Below are 20,258 nucleotides of genomic sequence, written 5' to 3' on the forward strand. Positions count from 1 at the left end.
TGACAAACGTCCAAGACAAAGGTACATTTTGATTTATTCATATTAAACGACTAGGAATATAGGAGTTTATTTTTCGGATTATTCAGCCTAAAACATGATAAAAGGAGTATCGTCATGACAAGCAAAAAGAAACAAATCAAATTAGGGGTATTTTTAGCAGGCACAGGCCATCACGTCGCGTCTTGGCGGCACCCCGACGCGCCTTCAGATGCGAGCATGAATTTGGATTATTTTAAAGAACTTGCGAAAACAGCGGAGCGGGGCAAGCTGGATATGCTGTTTTTAGCAGATAGCCTATCAATTGACAGTAAATCACATCCAAATGTATTAACAAGGTTTGAGCCATTCACCTTGCTCTCTGCCTTGGCGCAGGTCACATCAAGAATCGGACTGACAGCAACAGCCTCCACTACATACAGCGAGCCGTTTCACATCGCCAGACAATTCGCGTCATTGGATCATCTGTCCAACGGCCGTGCCGGATGGAACGTCGTCACTTCATCGATTGAATCAACAGCGCTGAATTTCAGCGGTGAAAAGCACCTTGAACACCATTTGCGCTACAAGCGGGCAGAGGAATTTGTCGAGGTTGTAAAGGGGCTTTGGGATTCATGGGAAGAGGGCGCCTTTATCCGCAATAAAGAAACAGGTGAATTCTTTGAGAAGGAAAAAATGCATGAGCTGAACCATAAAGGAGAATATTTCTCGGTTCGCGGGCCACTGAACGTTTCAAGAACGCCGCAGGGCCAGCCAGTCATTATCCAGGCAGGATCATCAGGAGACGGAAAAGCGCTGGCTGCCAGAACAGCAGAAGTGATCTTCACAGCGCAAAACCACCTGGAATCCGCTCAAGAATTTTATCAATCCATTAAAGAACAGGCTGCGGAATTCGGACGTGATCCAGAGAAAATCGCCATCATGCCGGGGATTTTCCCGATCATTGCTGATACCGAAGAAGCGGCACAAGCCAAATACAAGGAGCTTCAAGACCTGATTATCCCATCTGTCGGTCTGCAAATTCTCCAAAATTACTTAGGCGGAATTGATTTGTCTGCGTATCCGCTTGACGGGCCGCTGCCGAAGCTTGACGCCGAAGCTTCCAATGCGGTGAAAAGCCGCTTTAAGCTTGTTCAGGAGATGGCTGAACGTGACAATATGACGATACGCGAGCTTTACAAATATGTTGCAGGCTCCAGAGGCCACCATATCTTCGTCGGCACGCCGGAGCAGCTCGCCGACAAGATGCAGGAATGGGTGGATAAGAAAGCGTGTGACGGATTTAATATCATGCCTCCGCTTCTACCAGAAGGAATTGAAGTGTTTGTTGATCAAGTGGTTCCGATTTTACAGGAGCGCGGCGTGTTCAGAAAAGAATATGAAGGCACAACATTAAGAGATCACTTCGGTTTGGAAAAGCCGGTCAACCGCTATGCAAAGTAAGGAGGAACGCTAGATGAAGCCACAATATCGCCTTGCAGTTGAACGTGATGCTGAACAGCTTCTCGAGCTGACATTGCGGGCTTATGAACCGATTCGAAAGCTCGGCATTCGTTTTGCCGCCGCTCATGCGGATTTGGATTTGGTGCTGAAAAATATCCGGAAAAATGCCTGCTACGTCATGGAAGAAGACGGGCGGATTATCGCGACCATCTCCTTAAGAATGCCGTGGGGACAGCAGCCGGGACCGTATGGCGTTCCGCATATCTGGTGGTTTGCTGTGGACCCCGATACCGGTAAAAAAGGAATCGGAACAAAGCTGCTTCAATGGCTGGAGGAAACAATCCTCCGCGATACGTTAAAGGTTCCGTTTGTCTCACTCGGAACAGCGGATAAGCATCCGTGGCTGATTGAGATGTACGAACGAAAAGGGTATGTCCGCTCAGGTGAACAAGACCTTGGAAAAGGGCATATCACAGTTTATATGAAAAAACAATTGCGACATGATCTATAAAAATAGAAAAGGCGGGAAAATCAAATGAAAATGAAAAAATGGACTGTGCTGGTCGTTGCTGCATTATTAGCGGTGCTCTCCGCTTGCGGCAATGGAAACAGCAGCAGTAAAGAGGATGACAATGTGCTTCATGTCGGTGCGACAGGACAAAGTTACCCATTTGCTTATAAAGAAAACGGAAAGCTGACAGGTTTTGATGTGGAAGTGATGGAAGCGGTCGCTAAGAAAATTGACATGAAGCTGGACTGGAAGCTGCTTGAATTCAGCGGGCTGATGGGAGAGCTTCAAACAGGCAAGCTTGACACCATTTCCAACCAGGTAGCTGTGACAGACGAACGCAAGGAAACGTATAACTTTACGAAACCATACGCTTATGCGGGAACACAGATTGTCGTCAAAAAAGACAATACTGATATCAAATCAGTAGACGATTTAAAAGGCAAGACAGTCGCAGCCGTTCTCGGTTCAAACCACGCGAAAAACCTTGAAAGCAAAGATCCTGATAAAAAAATCAATATCAAAACGTACGAAACACAAGAGGGTACGCTGAAGGATGTTGCGTACGGCCGGGTAGACGCTTATGTCAACAGCCGAACTGTATTGATCGCGCAAATCAAGAAGACCGGTTTGCCATTAAAGCTTGCAGGAGATCCGATTGTTTACGAACAGGTTGCATTCCCATTTGCCAAGGACGATGCGCACGACAAGCTCCGCAAAAAAGTCAATAAGGCGCTTGATGAATTGCGTAAAGACGGAACACTGAAAAAACTCTCTGAAAAATACTTTAATGAAGATATCACAGTAGAACAGAAGCATTAAGAAACGGCGGTGAATCACCAGAATGAACACGATTGATTGGGAATTCATGATATCAGCGTTCCCGACTTTAATTCAGGCCCTTCCGATCACCTTGTTTATGGCTATAGCGGCTATGATTTTTGCCATTATCGGAGGACTTATTCTCGCACTCATTACAAAGAACAAAATTCCAGTGCTTCATCAGCTGTCAAAGCTGTATATATCCTTTTTCCGGGGCGTGCCGACACTTGTGCAGCTGTTCTTAATCTATTACGGGCTGCCGCAGCTATTTCCAGAGATGAGCAAAATGACAGCTCTCACAGCTGCCATCATCGGGTTAAGCTTGAAAAATGCAGCATATTTAGCAGAAATCTTCCGGGCGGCCCTCAATTCTGTTGATGACGGGCAGCTGGAGGCGTGTCTGTCTGTCGGCATGACAAAACTTCAGGCATACAGACGGATTATTTTGCCGCAAGCGATCCGAAATGCGATTCCGGCAACGGGTAATACATTTATCGGACTGCTAAAAGAAACGTCACTGGCCTTTACATTAGGGGTCATGGAGATGTTCGCCCAAGGGAAGATGTACGCTTCAGGAAACCTCAAATATTTTGAGACGTACTTGGCGGTTGCGATCGTCTATTGGGTTCTTACCATTATCTACAGCATGTTGCAGGACTTGTTTGAACGCGCCATGAGCAAGCCATACCGGACTTAGAGGTGAAATCAGTTGATAACAGTAAAAAATATTCGCAAAGCGTTTAAAGATCTCGTCGTGCTAGATGGAATCGAACTAGAAGTGAAGCGCGGAGAAGTGGTGGCGATCATCGGTCCGTCCGGTTCCGGAAAATCAACGCTTCTCCGGTGCTTGAATCTATTAGAACGTCCGGATCAAGGCATCATTGAAATCGGAGAAGCCAAACTGAACGCGGAAAAGTTTACACGCAAGGAAGCACACCGGCTTCGCCAGCAAACGGCCATGGTTTTTCAAAACTACAATCTGTTTAAAAATAAAACGGCTTTGCAAAACATTACAGAAGCTTTAATTGTGGCTCAACACAAATCACGCGACGAAGCAAAACGTATTGGAATGGAGATTCTGAAACAAGTCGGTCTGGAGCATAAGGCTGACAGCTATCCGATCACAATGTCCGGCGGCCAGCAGCAGCGAATCGGCATCGCCCGGGCGCTTGCGGTCAATCCGCATGCGATCTTGCTGGATGAACCAACGTCAGCGCTTGACCCTGAGCTCGTCGCAGGAGTGCTTCAGGTCATCAAATCCATTGCGGAAAAACAAACAACGATGATCATCGTGACACACGAAATGGCGTTTGCAAAAGAGGTCGCTGATCAAGTGATTTTTATGGCAGACGGCCATATTATCGAACAGGGAACGCCAGAAGAACTGTTTGACCATCCAAAGAACGAACGGACAAAACGGTTTATCAAGCAGGTGGGAGAGCCTGCAGAGATTATATAAGAAGGGGAGAAGAACAATGGCCGACAAAACGTTTCATACCCGTTTAATCAATATGCGGCGTGATCTTCATGAACATCCTGAACTGTCATTTCAAGAGATTGAAACGACGAAAAAAATCCGCCGCTGGCTTGAGGAGGAGCAAATCGAAATACTGGACGTTCCTCAATTGGAGACTGGTGTGATTGCGGAAATCAAAGGACGGGAAGACGGCCCTGTGATAGCCATACGGGCGGACATTGACGCGCTCCCGATCCATGAACAGACGAACCTGCCGTTTGCTTCTAAGGTTGACGGTACGATGCATGCGTGCGGACACGATTTTCATACCGCTTCTATTATTGGTACAGCGATTTTGCTGAACCAAAGACGGGATGAGCTGAAAGGTACCGTCCGCTTTATCTTTCAGCCGGCCGAAGAAATTGCCGCGGGAGCAAGAAAGGTCATAGAAGCTGGCGTGCTTGATGGTGTTTCTGCCATTTTCGGCATGCACAATAAGCCGGATCTGCCTGTTGGGACCATTGGTGTAAAGGAAGGTCCGTTAATGGCAAGTGTTGACCGGTTTGAGATCGTCATCAAAGGGAAAGGCGGTCACGCCGGCATCCCGAATAACAGTATTGATCCAATCGCTGCCGCAGGACAAATCATCAGCGGGTTGCAATCTGTGGTCAGCCGCAACATCAGCTCACTGCAAAACGCAGTCGTCAGTATCACAAGAGTACAGGCGGGGACGTCGTGGAACGTGATTCCAGATCAAGCTGAAATGGAGGGAACGGTTCGAACCTTTCAAAAAGAAGCAAGGCAGGCTGTTCCGGAGCATATGAAACGGGTGGCTGAAGGAATTGCAGCGGGCTATGGGGCACAAGCCGAATTCAAGTGGTTTCCTTATTTGCCTTCCGTTCAGAATGACGGCACCTTTTTGAATGCGGCATCCGAAGCTGCGGCACGGCTTGGCTATCAAACCGTTCACGCTGAGCAGTCTCCGGGCGGAGAAGACTTCGCTCTGTATCAAGAGAAGATCCCGGGATTTTTTGTCTGGATGGGAACGAACGGAACGGAGGAGTGGCACCATCCGGCCTTTACCCTGGATGAAGAAGCCCTTACGGTTGCCTCTCACTACTTTGCGGAGCTGGCGGTTATTGTATTGGGGACCATCAAATGAGCAAACAAGGGCTGACAGCAGGTCTTGCAGAGGCTGTGAGAACGTCACAGCCGGAGCATTCAGTTGACGCGATTCGCGAAGCAAAAAAAGGATTACTTGATTTTACTGCCGCTTCATTTGCAGGAAGAGAAGATAAAGGCATTCAAAAGCTCCTCCGTCTGATAGAGGATGAAGGAGGCCTGCCCCTTGTTCCTCTTATCGGACAAGGCAAAAAGGCCGCGCCATTACAATCCGCGATGCTCAATGGGTTTATCGCTCATGCATTGGATTTTGATGATGTCCACTCCGATGTAAGAGGGCATCCCAGTGCGGTCATCGTGCCTGCTCTTATGGCTTCTGCCGCTCGCGGACATGACGAGCGGCTTCTTGGCGCTTATATTGTTGGTGTTGAAGTAATGGCACGTCTGGGCGAATCAATTGGCAGCCGCCACTATGAAAAGGGCTGGCATAATACGGGAACGCTTGGTGCGATTGCTGCCGCCTGCGCCGTAGGTTATGCTGAAGGACTGCCTCAAAAAGAGCTGGAAAAAGCGATTGGTTTTGCGGCTACGCAATCTGCTGGGATGAGGATGCAATTTGGAACAGAAATGAAACCGCTGCACGCCGGTCTGGCGGCTCAGGCTGGCTTGATGGCCGTTAAGCTGGCCCAATCAGAATTTGGCGGGTCCCGTACGGCACTTGATGGAGAAACTGGTTTTTTCAATCTGTACGGTGATTTGGAAAAAGCACAACACACTTTGCTATACGATTGGGGCGCACCGTGGAGAATCGTAAAGCCGGGCCTATGGTTTAAAATCTATCCATTTTGTTCCGCGGCACACCATGCTGCAGACGCGGTACGAAAGCTTATCTCTGAAGAAGCCATTTCTGCTGCCAATACCGAGCGGATTGAAGTGGTTTTTCCGCCAGGCGGAGATGCTGCATTGACGGAACGGTCTCCGAAAACTGGAGAGGAAGGCCGTTTCAGCGTTGAATATGTGATTGCTCTTGCTTTGCATGGACACGAGCTGACCGTTGAACATTTCAACAGCCAGCCGATCCCTAGCAACATTCAAACAACAATGGGGCGAATTCAGCGAGTATATGACAATGCTATTCAGCCGGCTCCACATGCCGTTCCGAAAGGCCGTTTCACGATTGTCCGGGCCTATTTATCAGACGGCCGAATTTGCGAAGCGCGTGTGGACTGTCCAAAAGGGGCTCCGGGAAATGAGCTGTCGGAAGAAGACATAAAAGAAAAATTGAGAGTAACGGTTCCGCAGGAAAAAGCGCGACGCATTATAACAGCCGTTGAAAAATCTGATATCAAAGAATTTTTAGCTCATATAGAATAAGATTCAGCTCCAATCAATGATTTCAGATGATATGATAAAACCAATCATACGTTTGAAAAAGGAGAAAACCATGACGGTGAATGACGCGGTTGTATTCATTTTGGCTGCCTTTTTACTATGGGGAGCGGCGGATTATTGTTTGGGAAACAGATGGGGGCTGGGCGAGCGGTTTGCGGACGGCTTCAAGGCTATGGGGCCGCTGGCGCTGTCCATGATCGGTATTGTGTCACTGTCCCCAGTGCTGGCGGCAATCCAGATTCCCATTGTTGCTCCGGTTTACACAGCGATTGGCGCGGACCCTTCTTCCTTTGCGAACACCATTTTGGCGATTGATATGGGAGGATATGCGCTGGCCGGAGAAATGGCGAAAGATCCGCAGGCCGGGCTGTTTTCATGGGTGTTTTTAGGAACAATGATGGGACCGGCAATCGTCTTCACGATTCCCGTCGCTCTTGGCATCATCGAGAAAGAGGACCATCCGTATTTTGCGAAAGGCATATTAATCGGGCTGTGCACAGTGCCGATCGGTTGTTTCACCGGCGGATTATGCGCGGGCTTTGACATCGGCATGATAGGTAAAAACCTTCTGATCCCAAGTCTGTTATCTGCTGTGATAGCTTTTGGGTTATGGCGGTATACCGACAGTATGATTCGGTTGTTTCATCTCTTCGGGAAAGCGGTCAGTGTGGTTGCGATTATCGGGCTTGCGGCTGTCTCCGTTGAAACGCTGACAGGCATTGTGCTGATTCCAGGAATGGAGAATGTCGAGACTGGGATACAAACGACAGGGACCATCGCCATTGCTCTGGCAGGGGCGTTTCCGATGACGGCTTTTATTACAAAAACCTTTAAAAAACCGCTTCAGGCTCTTGGGAAATGCCTTCATTTAGATGAGACAGCAACAGCAGGCTTGGTGACCTCTTTGGCGCATCATATCCCGATGCTGGCTTCATTAAAGGATATGACGCCGAGAGGAAAGGTCATCAATGTTGCGTTTGCGGTCAGCGGCGCCTTTGTACTCGGCAGCCATCTCGGTTTTGTAGCCGGAATGAAAAAAGAAATGGCGGCGGCCATGATCATTGGAAAAGTAGCAGGCGGAGTCACAGCTGCCGCCGCGGCTGCTTGGATGATGCCTGCACAGTCAGCTGATCAGCAAAAACGTATCTCAGCCGGCCATAGCTGAGGCAGAAGCTGTTTCAACTTTGTCCAATCGGGAATGTTACAGTAAAGATTTCTGTGAAAGAGGGTTGGACACATGGCGGGGAAAGACCAGTACGTGTCAAAAATAAAACAGGAAACCAAGCCTTGGATCAAACGATTCGGTAGGCTTGGTTATTTTGCATTCGGCGGCGTTTTTATTCTGCTTGGGATTTTGGCATTTATGACGGCTGCCGGGGCAGGCCGCGCGAAAGACTCGAGCGGAGCGCTCCAAACGCTATCACACATGCCGTATGGATCGTTATTGCTTTTTTTAATAGGTGTCGGCCTTATCGGCTATGTGATCTGGATGGTGTTAAGCGCGATCAAGGACACGGAGGGCCACGGAAACAGCAGGCGCGGCCTGTCACGGAGAATAGGAAACTTTTTCAGTGCCGCCGTTTACGCATCCATCGCTTGGAATGCCTTGCGATTTGTGTTTGGCCAAGGGAAAGGCGGCACTTCAGAACAGACGTGGTCAGCTTACATATTGGCGCAGCCGTTCGGCCAATGGCTTACAGGGCTTACGGGTGCGGGTTTTATCGTATTTGCGATTGTTCAATTTATGAAAGGCGTTCGGGCTGCTTTTATGAAAGAATTCGATACGTCAAAAATGAACAAACAGATGATATGCATTACGAAAAACACCGGACGCGCAGGCAATATCGCCCGGGCCATTATTTTCTCGGCTATCGGCTATTTTCTCATCAAAACAGCCATGACCGCTGATCCCGACGACACAAGAGGCTTTGACGGCGCGCTCGCCGAACTCGCGCAGCAGCCGCATGGCAAATTGATTCTGTCTATATTAGCGTTAGGCCTGATCTTATATGGAATGTATGCCATTATGAAAGGCATTTATCAGCACATGACATGGGAGGAGTGAGCTCTGGGCGGGTCCGCGCCAAGAGCGTTTTTCAGTTTCTCAGAAATCAGGTGGATGAAAGCTGGCGCCAGCCTGTATAATAAAAGCAAATCAAAAGCAGTTTTCATCAGGACTGATCCACAAGGAGGTGCGGAATGGATCGGGAAAAACAACAATTAAGCATAGAAGCGGCAAGGCTTTACTATCAGTCTGACTACAGTCAGCAGCAAATTGCTGAGCAGCTCAACATTTCAAGGCCAACCGTTTCCCGGCTGCTGCAATATGCAAAGGAAAAAGGGTATGTCCAGATTCGCGTCATGGACCCTTTTGAGGATTTGGATGCGCTCGGTTCCATGCTTGAAGAGAAATATGGTCTCCTCGAGGCGCATGTTGTGTTTTCCCCGACACCCGATTATGCAGGAATTACACATGACCTAAGCCGCTATGGTGCAGAATATATGCATGAAACGGTAAAAGACGGCGACATTGTCGGCGTCAGCTGGGGAACCACCATGTATCAAATCGCGCAAAACATGCAGCCGAAGCAGGTAAAAGGCGTCGAGGTCGTCCAGCTGAAAGGCGGTATCAGCCATTCGCGGGTGAACACGTATTCCGCTGAAACAATTCAGCTGTTCGCGGAGGCTTTTCAAACGATGCCGCGCTACCTCCCGCTTCCTGTCGTGTTTGATAATGCAGATGTGAAGCGAATGGTGGAGAATGACCGTCATATTGAGCGGATCATCGAGATGGGCAAGCAGGCGAATATCGCTCTCTTCACGGTGGGCACTGTCCGTGACGAAGCGCTGTTGTTTCGGCTAGGATATTTTAACGAAGAAGAGAAAGCCCTGCTGAAAAAACAGGCCGTTGGGGATATTTGTTCACGCTTTTTTGATGCGAAAGGGAATATTTGCAGCAGTGCCATCAATGACCGGACCATCGGTGTTGAACTTGAAGACCTCAGACTGAAGGAACGCTCGATTTTAGTGGCCGGCGGAAGCAGAAAAGTATCTTCCATTCACGGAGCATTAACCGGAAAATATGCCAATGTTTTAATCATTGACCAGCATACCGCAAGGGTGCTTGTTAATGATTTGTGACACGTTCAAACCGTTCGCTGAACAAAATTTCAATTACCAATTTACATATGTTCAAAAGTCGGTTATGCTAAAAAATATCTTAACAAAAAAGGAAGTGTGCGAAGGATGTCATTAGCTAACATAATTGATCATACAGCTTTGAAACCGCATACACAAAAAGCGGAAATTCTCAAACTTATTGAAGAAGCGAAAACATACAAGTTTGCTTCAGTATGTGTCAATCCGACATGGGTGGCGCTTGCTGCGAAAGAGCTTAAGGGAACTGGAGTCGACGTTTGTACGGTCATCGGCTTCCCGCTCGGTGCCAATACAACTGAAACAAAAGCGTTCGAAACTAAAGACGCGATTTCAAAAGGCGCCACTGAAGTGGACATGGTCATTAACATTGCCGCTTTGAAAGACAAAGAAGACGATGTGGTGGAAGCGGATATCCGCGGTGTGGTGGAAGCTGCTGCCGGAAAAGCGCTTGTCAAAGTCATTATCGAAACATGCCTTCTGACCGATGAAGAAAAAGAACGTGCGTGCCGTTTAGCGGTTTCTGCGGGAGCGGACTTCGTGAAAACATCAACAGGCTTCTCTACAGGCGGCGCAACGAAGGAAGATATCGCCTTAATGCGCAAAACAGTAGGTCCTGATATCGGCGTGAAAGCATCTGGCGGAATCAGAACGAAAGAAGATGTAGACACAATGGTTGAGGCCGGAGCAAGCCGAATCGGCGCCAGCGCAGGCGTTTCCATCGTAAAAGGAGAAAATGCATCAAGCGGGGACAACTATTAAAAAGCTGACGGAAGGCAGACTGCTTTCCGTTTTCTGAGGAAACAGTGATTGTAAGCGAATACAAATAAAGGAGAAACACATATGAAGTATTTGATTGGGATTATCGGTTTAATCGTGTTTTTAGGCCTCGCGTGGATCGCGAGCAGCGGCAAAAAAAGAATTAAGATCCGCCCAATTGTTGTTATGCTCATTTTGCAATTTATCCTTGGCTACATTCTCCTCAATACCGGGATAGGGAATTTCCTCGTAGGAGGATTTGCAAAAGGATTCGGTTACCTGCTTGAATACGCGGCAGAGGGAATTAACTTTGTGTTTGGCGGCTTGGTGAATGCGGACCAAACGACATTCTTTATGAATGTTCTCTTGCCGATCGTGTTTATTTCCGCTCTGATCGGGATTCTGCAAAAGTGGAAAGTCCTCCCGTTTATTATTAGATATATCGGCCTTGCCCTCAGCAAGGTAAACGGTATGGGAAGATTGGAATCGTATAACGCAGTGGCTTCTGCGATTTTAGGTCAGTCGGAAGTATTTATCTCCTTGAAGAAAGAACTCGGTCTTTTAAATCAGCAGCGCTTGTACACGCTTTGCGCATCTGCGATGTCCACTGTATCAATGTCGATTGTCGGCGCGTATATGACAATGCTGAAACCGGAATATGTTGTAACAGCGCTTGTTTTGAACTTATTTGGCGGTTTCATTATCGCTTCTATTATCAATCCGTATGAGGTTGCAAAAGAAGAGGATATGCTTCGTGTTGAGGAAGAAGAAAAACAATCCTTCTTCGAAGTGCTCGGAGAATACATCCTTGACGGTTTCAAAGTAGCGGTTGTCGTCGCTGCGATGCTGATTGGATTTGTCGCGATTATCGCCTTGATCAATGGCATTTTTAATGCAGTATTCGGTATTTCGTTCCAAGGCATTCTTGGATATGTGTTTGCTCCATTCGCTTTTCTTGTGGGTATCCCATGGAATGAAGCTGTTAATGCGGGAAGCATTATGGCAACAAAAATGGTGTCGAATGAATTTGTCGCCATGACGTCGCTTACGCAAAATGGTTTCCATTTCAGTGGCCGTACAACAGCAATCGTATCGGTATTCCTTGTGTCATTTGCGAACTTCTCCTCAATCGGAATCATTGCCGGTGCCGTAAAAGGACTGAATGAAAAGCAAGGAAATGTCGTCGCTCGTTTCGGCTTGAAATTATTATACGGTGCTACGCTTGTCAGCTTTTTATCAGCAGCAATTGTGGGCTTGATTTACTGAACTTAATCGAAAAGGATCGGTGACCAAACATGAGAATGGTAGATATCATCATCAAAAAACAAAACGGAAAAGAACTCACCACTGAAGAAATTCAATTTTTTGTGAACGGCTATACGGACGGAAGCATTCCTGATTATCAGGCAAGCGCGCTTGCTATGGCGATTTTTTTCCAGGATATGAGTGACCGTGAACGCGCGGACTTGACGATGGCTATGGTGAACTCCGGTGAAACGATTGATCTTTCTGCCATTGAAGGAATTAAAGTGGATAAACACTCCACCGGCGGCGTCGGCGACACGACAACGCTCGTTCTCGCCCCGCTAGTTGCGGCTCTTGATGTGCCGGTTGCCAAGATGTCCGGCCGCGGACTAGGCCATACGGGCGGCACGATTGATAAGTTAGAGGCAATCGCCGGCTTCCACGTGGAACTGACGAAGGATGAATTTATTAAACTTGTGAACCGCGATAAGGTTGCGGTCATCGGCCAAAGCGGCAATTTAACGCCGGCTGATAAAAAACTGTACGCGCTTCGTGACGTAACGGGAACGGTCAATTCCATTCCGCTCATTGCAAGTTCGATTATGAGTAAAAAGATCGCTGCCGGGGCGGACGCCATCGTGCTTGACGTAAAAACGGGAGCGGGCGCCTTCATGAAAACAGAAGAAGACGCAGCTGAACTTGCCAAAGCAATGGTACGCATCGGAAATAACGTCGGCCGCCAAACAATGGCTGTTATTTCAGACATGTCTCAGCCGCTTGGCTTTGCGATCGGAAACGCGCTTGAAGTCAAAGAAGCGATCGACACGCTCAAAGGCGAGGGGCCTGAGGATCTTCATGAGCTTGTCTTAACGCTCGGCAGCCAGATGGTTGTGCTCGCGAAAAAAGCCGACACATTGGACGAAGCGAGAGCGAAGCTGGAAGAAGTCATGAAAAACGGCAAAGCGCTTGAGAAGTTCAAGGATTTCCTGAAAAACCAAGGCGGCGACAGCTCAATTGTTGACGATCCGTCTAAGCTTCCGCAAGCGGCATATCAAATTGAGGTGCCTGCGAAAGAAGCGGGTGTCGTCTCCGAAATCGTCGCGGACGAAATCGGCGTCGCAGCAATGCTGCTGGGTGCCGGACGCGCCACAAAAGAGGACGAAATCGATTTAGCCGTCGGCATCATGCTCCGCAAAAAGGTCGGCGACAAAGTAGAAAAAGGCGAACCGCTCGTGACGCTTTACGCCAACCGCGAAAACGTCGATGAAGTCATCGCAAAAGTCTATGACAACATCCGCCTCGCCGCGGAAGCGAAGGCGCCGAAGCTGATTCATACGTTGATTACAGAGTAAAAAATAAAGCACATCCCATGCTGAGCGGGGTGTGCTTTATTTTTTATAGGATGTGATCAGCCGGATATTCCTCTTGGCTGATTTTTTTCACTTTTGAAACATTTCTTTTGAAATGGTAGATGAGATAACAAAGGATGATACAAGGAATTCCGCAGAAAAGTGCGATTCTTTGATTGGGATCAAAAGCAAGACCGATACAAGAAGCTGAACATAATAAGAGAGCGGCTATAGGCATAAGAGGATAAAGCGGCGTGCGAAATGTCAGGTCTTTTACATTTCCCCCTTTTTTCAGAAACCTCTTTCGAAACAAGAGCTGGGACAAGGCAATGCTCATCCAGACCACGACTCCTGCAAATCCAGCAATTGCAACCATCACCACATAGACAGTTCCGGGGGCCACGATACTCGAAATGAGAGATAAACAAGATACAGCCATACTGATCATTAAGGCATTTAAAGGAATACCTTTCGATGTGACTTTCTTAAAACGGGAGCTGATCATGTTTTCATTTGCTAACGACCACATCATACGGGTCGAAGCATATAAGCCTGAGTTGGCGACAGACAGCAAGGCTGTTAATATCACGAAATTCATAATGTCCGCGGCGTAAGGGATTCCGATCTCCGCAAATACGGCGACAAACGGGCTTTCAATCACGCCTGCGTCCTGCCACGAAATTAGCCCGGATAAGACGAAGACAGCGCCAATGAAAAAAATGACTGTTCTCCATGCGACATTACGGATGGATCGCGGAATATCCTTTTGAGGATTTGCTGATTCTCCTGCTGTAACGCCGATTAACTCTGTACCGGAAAAGGCGAAGCTCACAGATATCATCGCGATAAAAACGGCGAGAAAGCCATTCGGAAACAGCCCGCCATGGTCTGTGAAATTCGACAGCATAGGAGCATCCGCCATCCCGTTTAAAGAGATCAGGCCAAACATGGCGGCTCCTCCTAAAATGATAAATAAAATAATGGTGACAATCTTTACGCTGGAAAACCAAAATTCAGTTTCCGCAAATAACTTAACTGAAAATGCGTTGCATACGAAAAGAAGAGCCGCAAAAATCGCACTCCACATCCACACACTGCTGTCCGGGAACCAGCGCTGCATGAGAATACCGGATGCGGTAAACTCAGAACCTACCGTCACCACCCAATTGATCCAGTACATGATGCCGACCATAAAACCGGTAGATGGACCGATAAATGTTGTCGCATATTTTTGAAAAGAGCCGGTTACCGGCATGGCAACCGACAATTCCCCGAGACATTGCATGACGAGGTACATCATCAATCCGCCGATTACATAAGCGAGTATCGTACCGCCGGGTCCGGCTTGATGAAGCGTATAGCCTGTACTGAGAAAAAGTCCTGTGCCTATGACGCCTCCCAATGAGATCATAAATAAGTGCCTGCTTTTCATTGTGCGTTTTAGCTGTTGGCCGCTGTTCTCCTGAAGATTCACTGTCTCGCCCTCCTTTTAGCTGCCATTCATTAGGCAGATGAGTTTCTCATACCCAAAATACAACCTGCCAGAAGATCACTTGAATGGGGAGAGTTTCATTCCTTTTAATGCGTGTAACAGAACATGGGCTGCAGCTCTGCTTGTCATATCTCGAAAATCAAGGGTAGGATCAACTTCAACGATTTCAATCCCGGCGACATTGGGCTGTTGTGCGATGAACTTGACGGCTTCAAGCAACTCATCTGTATAGAGACCGCCCGGGCCAATCGCTGGACAGCCGGGTGCATGGGACTGGTCTAAGACATCCATGTCAACAGATATAAAAATGAAATCTGTTCTTTTTTGAACGGCAGGCAAAATCTCTTTTATCGTTGGGAGTAGTCCTTTTTCCCGGATCATGCCCATCGTGTGAATGTTCACATTATGCTTTTTTGCATAAGCTTCATAGGCCTGGCTGTTGCTGAATTCTCTGATACCCAGCTGGATCAAATGTTGGCCCTCAATAATCTCTTCATCCAAAAGGCGGCGGAAGGGAGTGCCGTTTGTCGGCCCCCCGTCCTCCGTATTGCGGACATCATGATGGGCATCAAATTGAATCACAGCTGTCGTTCCTTTTGTTTGTGCTATCGCTTTTATGGTGGAGTAGCTGATCGAGTTATCTCCCCCGAGTACGAGCGGCACCCAATCAGGATGGTCCGAAAGCAGAGCATGCATGGTTTGGAAAATGTGATGATGTGACTTTACGATATCAGTGACATGAATATCGATATCCCCCAGATCATATAGAAGATCTGATACGACGTGCTCTCCAAGCTCAGCAGAATAGGCTGATGAATGTTTCAGAGCCTGACGTATTGTTCCGGGTGCAAAGGAAGCGCCTGAATGACTGATGGAGGATTTTGATAGGGGGACACCTATCAATGCCGGTCCCTTAATGTCTTGGCCGTCCCATGCTGCGATGAGGTCACTCATTTTTGTGACATCCCGGTCCTTAAACGAATACCCGGCTTCTCTAAGAAAAGGGTACTTATCCAAGAATGGCTCCCTCCCTGTTGACAACAATTGTTCCGTTTTTCATGACTTGATGTACATGGTTGACTCCGTAGTGATACGGAATATACATATAGTTCGAGGCTTGCCAAATGACAAGATCAGCTGAGCGTCCAGCTTTGAGCTGACCGGCTTCTTCTCCTTTTCCTATGGCATATGCAGCGTTGACTGTGACCGCATGCCATATTTCTTCTGCTGTCATCTTCAAATGAAGCGCGGCAATCGACATGATCAGCTGGATATTTTCAGTCGGCGAGCTGCCAGGGTTAAAATCCGTTGCCAAGCTGATACATACCCCTTCATCGATCATAGCTCTTGCCCTGGCGTATGTGCTTTTGCCAAGATAAAATGTTGTTCCCGGCAAGAGGACGGCAATCGTTCCTGCCTCGGCCATTTTCGATATGCCTTCGTCCGATGCACCTACCAAATGGTCGGCTGATATAGCCTTTAACTCACCTGCTAATTCGGCTCCTCCAAGCGGATCGATTTCATCTGCGTGTATTTTTAATCCGAAGCCCGCCTCAGCTGCTTGTTGTAAATAACGGCGGGATTGGCTGACTGTAAAAACGCCTGTTTCTGTAAAAATATCAGCAAAGCTGGCGAGCTCTTGTTCTTTGATTTCTGGCAAAAGGGAAAGCATTTGATCCAAAAATTGATCTGGATCGTTTTGATATTCGGGAGGAATCGCATGGGCTCCCATAAATGTGGAAACAAGATCAACAGGCTGGTTTTCATGCAGTTTTTTTGCGACACGCAATTGTTTCAGCTCTGTATCTTTTTCCAAGCCGTAGCCGCTTTTCACTTCTGCCGTGGTCGTGCCGTAGGACAGCATTCTTTGCAGATGAAAATGGGCTTTTTGCAGCAGCTCTTCTTCTGAAGCCGCCCTGGTGTCCTTGACTGTAGACAGAATCCCGCCGCCCTGCGCCAGAATATCCAAATATGAAATGCCCTGAAGCTTAAGGTTCATCTCCTTTTCACGAGATCCGCCAAATACAAGATGGGTGTGCGGATCAACGAGGCCAGGCGTTACAAGGCGTCCCGAACAGTCAATGATTTCGTCTGCGTCGTAACCGGCTTCAGCCCCTTTTTGTCCGGCGAACACAATTTTCTGTTCATGGATGCCGACAACAGCGTCTTCGATTATATGAAGATCCTGCATGCTTTTGCCTGCACGCGGACCGTTGCTTTCCATCGTCAAAAGCTGACCGATGTTGGTGAGAATCGTATCAATTTGCTTTGGCATATCATCACTCCTTTATTTTTGCATCGGCACGATAATGTCCTGTTCCTTCGCTACTTCAACGGCACGTTCATAACCGGCATCAGCGTGGCGGATAATGCCCATTCCCGGGTCGCTCGTTAAGACACGGGCGAGCCGCTCGTCAGCCAGCTCACTTCCATCGGCAACGGCAACCATACCGGCATGCAGGGAATAGCCCATTCCGACGCCGCCGCCATGGTGGAAGGAAACCCAGCTTGCACCCGCCGCCGTGTTGACAAGCGCATTCAGCACAGCCCAATCGCCGACAGCGTCACTTCCGTCCTTCATCGCTTCTGTCTCCCGGTTTGGAGAGGCGACAGACCCGCAGTCCAAATGATCTCTCCCAATTACGACAGGCGCTTTTAGCTCCCCGGTTCTAACCAGCTCGTTAATGGCGAGGCCCATCTTTTTTCGTTCTCCATATCCAAGCCAGCAAATACGGGACGGCAAGCCTTGGAACGTGACTTTTTCCTGTGCCATATCAATCCAGCGGTGAAGGGCTTTATTTGTCGGGAACAGTTCTTTTAATAACGCATCCGTACGGTAAATATCTGCCGGATCACCGGAAAGCGCCGCCCAGCGGAACGGTCCTTTTCCTTCACAGAATAGGGGGCGGATGTAGGCAGGGACAAACCCCGGAAAATCGAAGGCATTCTCCAGCCCTTCATCCTTTGCGACTTGCCGGATATTGTTGCCGTAGTCAAATACAATAGAGCCCTTTTGTTGAAAGGCCAGCATGGCTTCGACATGTTTTTTCATGCTTTGCTTCGCAAGGCGCACGTAAAGATCTGGGTTGTCTTGACGCAAACGGTCAGCTTCAGCAAGTGAATAGCCCTCGGGAACATAACCGATTAAAGGGTCATGGGCAGATGTCTGGTCAGTCACAATATCAATTTTGACACCGCGGTTCAAAAGTGTGTGATGCACCTCAGCCGCATTTCCGAGAAGCGCAATGGACAAAGGTTTTCCTGCCAATTTTGCCTCTTCAGCCCACGCTAAGGCTTCCTCAATCGATGCTGTTTTTCGATCGCAGTATTTTGTTTCGATCCGCTTGTCGATGCGTTTCTCATCAACCTCGACGGCAATGACGACGCCTTCATTCATCGTGACAGACAGCGGCTGGGCGCCTCCCATTCCGCCGAGACCCGCTGTCAGCGTCAATGTTCCTTTTAAGCTGCCTCCGAAGTGCTGTCGCGCGAGCTCAGCAAAAGTTTCATAGGTTCCTTGCAATATGCCTTGTGAGCCAATGTAAATCCAGCTTCCTGCCGTCATCTGTCCGTACATCATTAACCCTTTTTTCTCAAGCTCGTGGAAATGCTCCCAGTCTGCCCACTTCGGAACAAGAACGGAATTTGCTAAGAGCACGCGCGGGGCCTGCGGGTGTGTACGGAACATGCCAACGGGCTTTCCGGATTGCACGAGCAAGGTTTCATCATTTTTTAGTGTTTTCAAGGAATGCTCAATGGCGTGAAAAGCGTCCCAATCCCGTGCGGCTTTGCCAATGCCGCCATATACGATGAGATCCTCTGGCTTCTCGGCGACTTCCGGATCAAGGTTGTTTCGAAGCATCCGAAGCACCGCCTCTTGCTCCCACCCTAAGCATTCAAGCTCTGTTCCTCTGTTGGCACGGATTGATTTTTTTACATCAGTCATATGTTCATCCCCCTTAGTTCTTCATTCTGATGATCAGGTAATAAAGATTCTTTCTTTAGCCAGTCAGTCAAGCGTTCAATGTCATAGGAAAAAACACGGTCCTGCTGAATGGACGGCACGACTTTTCTCATTTCCTGAAAAAGCTGTTTCGTATAGGACGCTGCATGTTCTATGCCTCTGTATTCAACCGCCTGCAATGCGCAAATCGCTTCAATCGCAATGACTCTCCTTGTATTTGCGATCACCTGATAAGCATGCCGAGCGGCGATGGTTCCCATGCTGACATGGTCTTCTTGGTTTGCGGATGACGGAATAGAATCCACACTTGCAGGATGGGCCAGTGTTTTATTTTCAGAAACGAGTGAGGCCGCGGCATACTGCATGATCATTGCACCGGATTGCAGACCGGGATGAGGGCTTAGGAACGGCGGCAGGTCATTCAGCTGCGGATTCACAAGTCGTTCGATCCGGCGCTCTGCGATATTCGCAAGCTCTGAAATTGCGATTTTCAGAAAATCCATGGCAAAGGCGATCGGCTGTCCGTGAAAGTTTCCGCCGGAAATCACTTTGTCACCATCATTGAAAATAAGCGGATTGTCCGTAGCGGCGTTCATTTCAATCTCTAATTTTTCTTTAACATAGCCTAGCGTCTGCCAAGTTGCACCGTGTACCTGCGGAATACAGCGCAATGAATAGGCATCCTGTACCCGCAGTTCTCCCTGAGAGGTTATGAGGCCGCTGTCAGATAGATAAAAGCGAATTCGTTCTGCGACATCGATCTGCTCCTGATAGCCGCGGGCTAAGTGAATATCCTCGTCAAATGCATCGATAATTCCCCGCAAGCCTTCAATCGTTAAACTGGCAATTCGCTCTGTTTGATAGGCTAGTTTCTCAGCTTCAATGTAGGCGACCACTCCCATTGCAGTCATGGCCTGAGTCCCGTTAATCAAGGCAAGCCCTTCCTTGGATGTCAGCGTTACCGGCTGAATACCGGCTTTTTTCAAGCCTGTCATTGCCGGCATTCTTTCCCCCTCAAAAAAGACTTCTCCTTGCCCGATCAGCGCAAGCGCCAGGTGGGAAAGCGGCGCCAAATCTCCGCTTGCGCCAAGTGATCCTTGCTGGGGAATGACAGGATGGACGCGTTTATTTAAAAAAGCAAGCAACTGTTCGATCAGCTCAGCGCGTACACCGGAAAAGCCTTTTAACAGCGCATTGGCGCGCAAAAGCAGCATTGCCCTGGACACACACTCGGGAAAAGGATCGCCGACACCGCAGGCATGAGAGAGGATTAAATTCAGCTGCAGCGCCGCCGAGTCTTCTTTCTGAATCAGGACATCGCTGAATTTGCCAAATCCGGTGTTGATGCCGTAGATTGTCTTTTCGTCACGTACAATCCGTTCCACCGCCGCTCTGCTTTTTTTCACGCGCTCCATACTTTCCTCGGAAGCTGATGCCTTCTCAAAATCAAACAGCACACGAGCGACGTCGGCTGTTGTCAATGAAGAACCGTCTAAAATCACCATAAGTCCAACTCCTTTGTCTTTACTTTGGTAAAGCGCCCATACAAAAAG

Annotated in this window: 18 protein-coding genes; 13 read left to right on the forward strand and 5 right to left on the reverse strand. The window is 48.4% G+C overall.

The features are described 5' to 3' along the window. Positions 1-114 precede the first annotated feature (114 nt). The 13 genes from BFW96_RS00925 to BFW96_RS00985 all read left to right on the forward strand — a co-directional run bounded on the left by BFW96_RS00925 (position 115) and on the right by BFW96_RS00985 (position 13,252). Positions 115-1,440 (forward strand): LLM class flavin-dependent oxidoreductase, encoded by a 1,326-nt coding sequence (locus BFW96_RS00925; RefSeq protein ID WP_069838366.1) that lies wholly within the window; start codon positions 115-117, stop codon positions 1,438-1,440. 13 nt (positions 1,441-1,453) lie between these two features. After that, on the forward strand, positions 1,454-1,951 hold the full coding sequence (snaB, locus tag BFW96_RS00930) for a sulfur-containing aminoacid acetyltransferase SnaB (RefSeq protein WP_069838367.1): 498 nt from the start codon (positions 1,454-1,456) through the stop codon (positions 1,949-1,951). A gap of 24 nt (positions 1,952-1,975) precedes the next feature. Further along, complete coding sequence (locus BFW96_RS00935; protein WP_003227109.1) at positions 1,976-2,770, forward strand: amino acid ABC transporter substrate-binding protein; 795 nt, start codon at positions 1,976-1,978, stop codon at positions 2,768-2,770. 22 nt (positions 2,771-2,792) lie between these two features. Further along, positions 2,793-3,467 (forward strand): amino acid ABC transporter permease, encoded by a 675-nt coding sequence (locus BFW96_RS00940; protein ID WP_015385098.1) that lies wholly within the window; start codon positions 2,793-2,795, stop codon positions 3,465-3,467. 12 nt (positions 3,468-3,479) lie between these two features. After that, positions 3,480-4,229 carry an amino acid ABC transporter ATP-binding protein gene (locus tag BFW96_RS00945; protein WP_069838368.1) on the forward strand — a complete coding sequence of 250 codons (750 nt, stop codon included), beginning with the start codon at positions 3,480-3,482 and terminating at the stop codon, positions 4,227-4,229. Positions 4,230-4,245: 16 nt separating this feature from the next. After that, entirely contained in the window at positions 4,246-5,388 is a 1,143-nt protein-coding gene (sndB, locus tag BFW96_RS00950; protein WP_069838369.1) for an N-acetyl-sulfur-metabolite deacetylase SndB, read from the forward strand. After that, a complete protein-coding gene (locus tag BFW96_RS00955) occupies positions 5,385-6,722 on the forward strand; it encodes an MmgE/PrpD family protein (protein WP_069838370.1) in 1,338 nt (445 codons plus the stop codon). The genes sndB and BFW96_RS00955 overlap by 4 nt, the downstream gene beginning before the upstream one ends. Positions 6,723-6,792: 70 nt before the next feature. Then, positions 6,793-7,905, forward strand: coding sequence for an ethanolamine utilization protein EutH (gene eutH, locus BFW96_RS00960; RefSeq protein ID WP_069838371.1), 1,113 nt, complete (start codon positions 6,793-6,795; stop codon positions 7,903-7,905). Positions 7,906-7,977: 72 nt separating this feature from the next. After that, complete coding sequence (locus BFW96_RS00965; protein ID WP_069838372.1) at positions 7,978-8,805, forward strand: DUF1206 domain-containing protein; 828 nt, start codon at positions 7,978-7,980, stop codon at positions 8,803-8,805. Between the two features lie 134 nt (positions 8,806-8,939). Continuing rightward, positions 8,940-9,881, forward strand: coding sequence for a DNA-binding transcriptional repressor DeoR (gene deoR, locus BFW96_RS00970; RefSeq protein WP_069838373.1), 942 nt, complete (start codon positions 8,940-8,942; stop codon positions 9,879-9,881). A gap of 105 nt (positions 9,882-9,986) precedes the next feature. Further along, positions 9,987-10,658, forward strand: coding sequence for a deoxyribose-phosphate aldolase (gene deoC / locus BFW96_RS00975; protein WP_040081299.1), 672 nt, complete (start codon positions 9,987-9,989; stop codon positions 10,656-10,658). A gap of 81 nt (positions 10,659-10,739) precedes the next feature. Beyond that, complete coding sequence (gene nupC / locus BFW96_RS00980; RefSeq protein ID WP_003244143.1) at positions 10,740-11,921, forward strand: nucleoside permease NupC; 1,182 nt, start codon at positions 10,740-10,742, stop codon at positions 11,919-11,921. 29 nt (positions 11,922-11,950) lie between these two features. Next, entirely contained in the window at positions 11,951-13,252 is a 1,302-nt protein-coding gene (locus BFW96_RS00985) for a pyrimidine-nucleoside phosphorylase (RefSeq protein WP_069838374.1), read from the forward strand. A 43-nt stretch (positions 13,253-13,295) separates the two neighbouring features. Here the strand turns inward: BFW96_RS00985 and BFW96_RS00990 are convergent, their stop codons facing one another. The 5 genes from BFW96_RS00990 to hutH form a co-directional block, all read right to left on the reverse strand. After that, the gene (locus BFW96_RS00990; protein WP_069838375.1) at positions 13,296-14,723 is read right to left on the reverse strand and encodes an amino acid permease; all 1,428 of its coding nucleotides are present in this window, start codon (positions 14,721-14,723) and stop codon (positions 13,296-13,298) included. Positions 14,724-14,798: 75 nt separating this feature from the next. Continuing rightward, positions 14,799-15,758: a formimidoylglutamase gene (gene hutG, locus BFW96_RS00995; protein ID WP_069838376.1), complete on the reverse strand. Its 960-nt coding sequence runs from the start codon at positions 15,756-15,758 to the stop codon at positions 14,799-14,801. Further along, complete coding sequence (gene hutI, locus BFW96_RS01000; RefSeq protein ID WP_069838377.1) at positions 15,751-17,016, reverse strand: imidazolonepropionase; 1,266 nt, start codon at positions 17,014-17,016, stop codon at positions 15,751-15,753. The genes hutG and hutI overlap by 8 nt, the downstream gene beginning before the upstream one ends. Positions 17,017-17,028: 12 nt before the next feature. Further along, positions 17,029-18,687 (reverse strand): urocanate hydratase, encoded by a 1,659-nt coding sequence (gene hutU, locus BFW96_RS01005; RefSeq protein WP_069838378.1) that lies wholly within the window; start codon positions 18,685-18,687, stop codon positions 17,029-17,031. After that, complete coding sequence (gene hutH, locus BFW96_RS01010; RefSeq protein WP_069838379.1) at positions 18,684-20,210, reverse strand: histidine ammonia-lyase; 1,527 nt, start codon at positions 20,208-20,210, stop codon at positions 18,684-18,686. Before hutH ends, hutU begins: the two co-directional genes overlap by 4 nt. Between the last annotated feature and the right edge of the window lie 48 nt (positions 20,211-20,258).

Source organism: Bacillus sp. F56, from assembly GCF_001748205.1.
GTDB classification, from domain to species: Bacteria; Bacillota; Bacilli; order Bacillales; family Bacillaceae; genus Bacillus; species Bacillus stercoris.

Coding starts and splice junctions, on each gene's coding strand:
- BFW96_RS00935 (WP_003227109.1), top strand. CDS start 1,976: ATGAAAATGAAAAAATGGACTGTGCTGGTCGTTGCTGCATTATTAGCG.
- sndB (WP_069838369.1), top strand. CDS start 4,246: ATGGCCGACAAAACGTTTCATACCCGTTTAATCAATATGCGGCGTGAT.
- deoR (WP_069838373.1), top strand. CDS start 8,940: ATGGATCGGGAAAAACAACAATTAAGCATAGAAGCGGCAAGGCTTTAC.
- BFW96_RS00985 (WP_069838374.1), top strand. CDS start 11,951: ATGAGAATGGTAGATATCATCATCAAAAAACAAAACGGAAAAGAACTC.
- deoC (WP_040081299.1), top strand. CDS start 9,987: ATGTCATTAGCTAACATAATTGATCATACAGCTTTGAAACCGCATACA.
- hutI (WP_069838377.1), bottom strand. CDS start 17,016: ATGCCAAAGCAAATTGATACGATTCTCACCAACATCGGTCAGCTTTTG.
- hutH (WP_069838379.1), bottom strand. CDS start 20,210: ATGGTGATTTTAGACGGTTCTTCATTGACAACAGCCGACGTCGCTCGT.
- eutH (WP_069838371.1), top strand. CDS start 6,793: ATGACGGTGAATGACGCGGTTGTATTCATTTTGGCTGCCTTTTTACTA.
- BFW96_RS00965 (WP_069838372.1), top strand. CDS start 7,978: ATGGCGGGGAAAGACCAGTACGTGTCAAAAATAAAACAGGAAACCAAG.
- nupC (WP_003244143.1), top strand. CDS start 10,740: ATGAAGTATTTGATTGGGATTATCGGTTTAATCGTGTTTTTAGGCCTC.
- snaB (WP_069838367.1), top strand. CDS start 1,454: ATGAAGCCACAATATCGCCTTGCAGTTGAACGTGATGCTGAACAGCTT.
- BFW96_RS00940 (WP_015385098.1), top strand. CDS start 2,793: ATGAACACGATTGATTGGGAATTCATGATATCAGCGTTCCCGACTTTA.
- hutU (WP_069838378.1), bottom strand. CDS start 18,687: ATGACTGATGTAAAAAAATCAATCCGTGCCAACAGAGGAACAGAGCTT.
- BFW96_RS00955 (WP_069838370.1), top strand. CDS start 5,385: ATGAGCAAACAAGGGCTGACAGCAGGTCTTGCAGAGGCTGTGAGAACG.
- BFW96_RS00925 (WP_069838366.1), top strand. CDS start 115: ATGACAAGCAAAAAGAAACAAATCAAATTAGGGGTATTTTTAGCAGGC.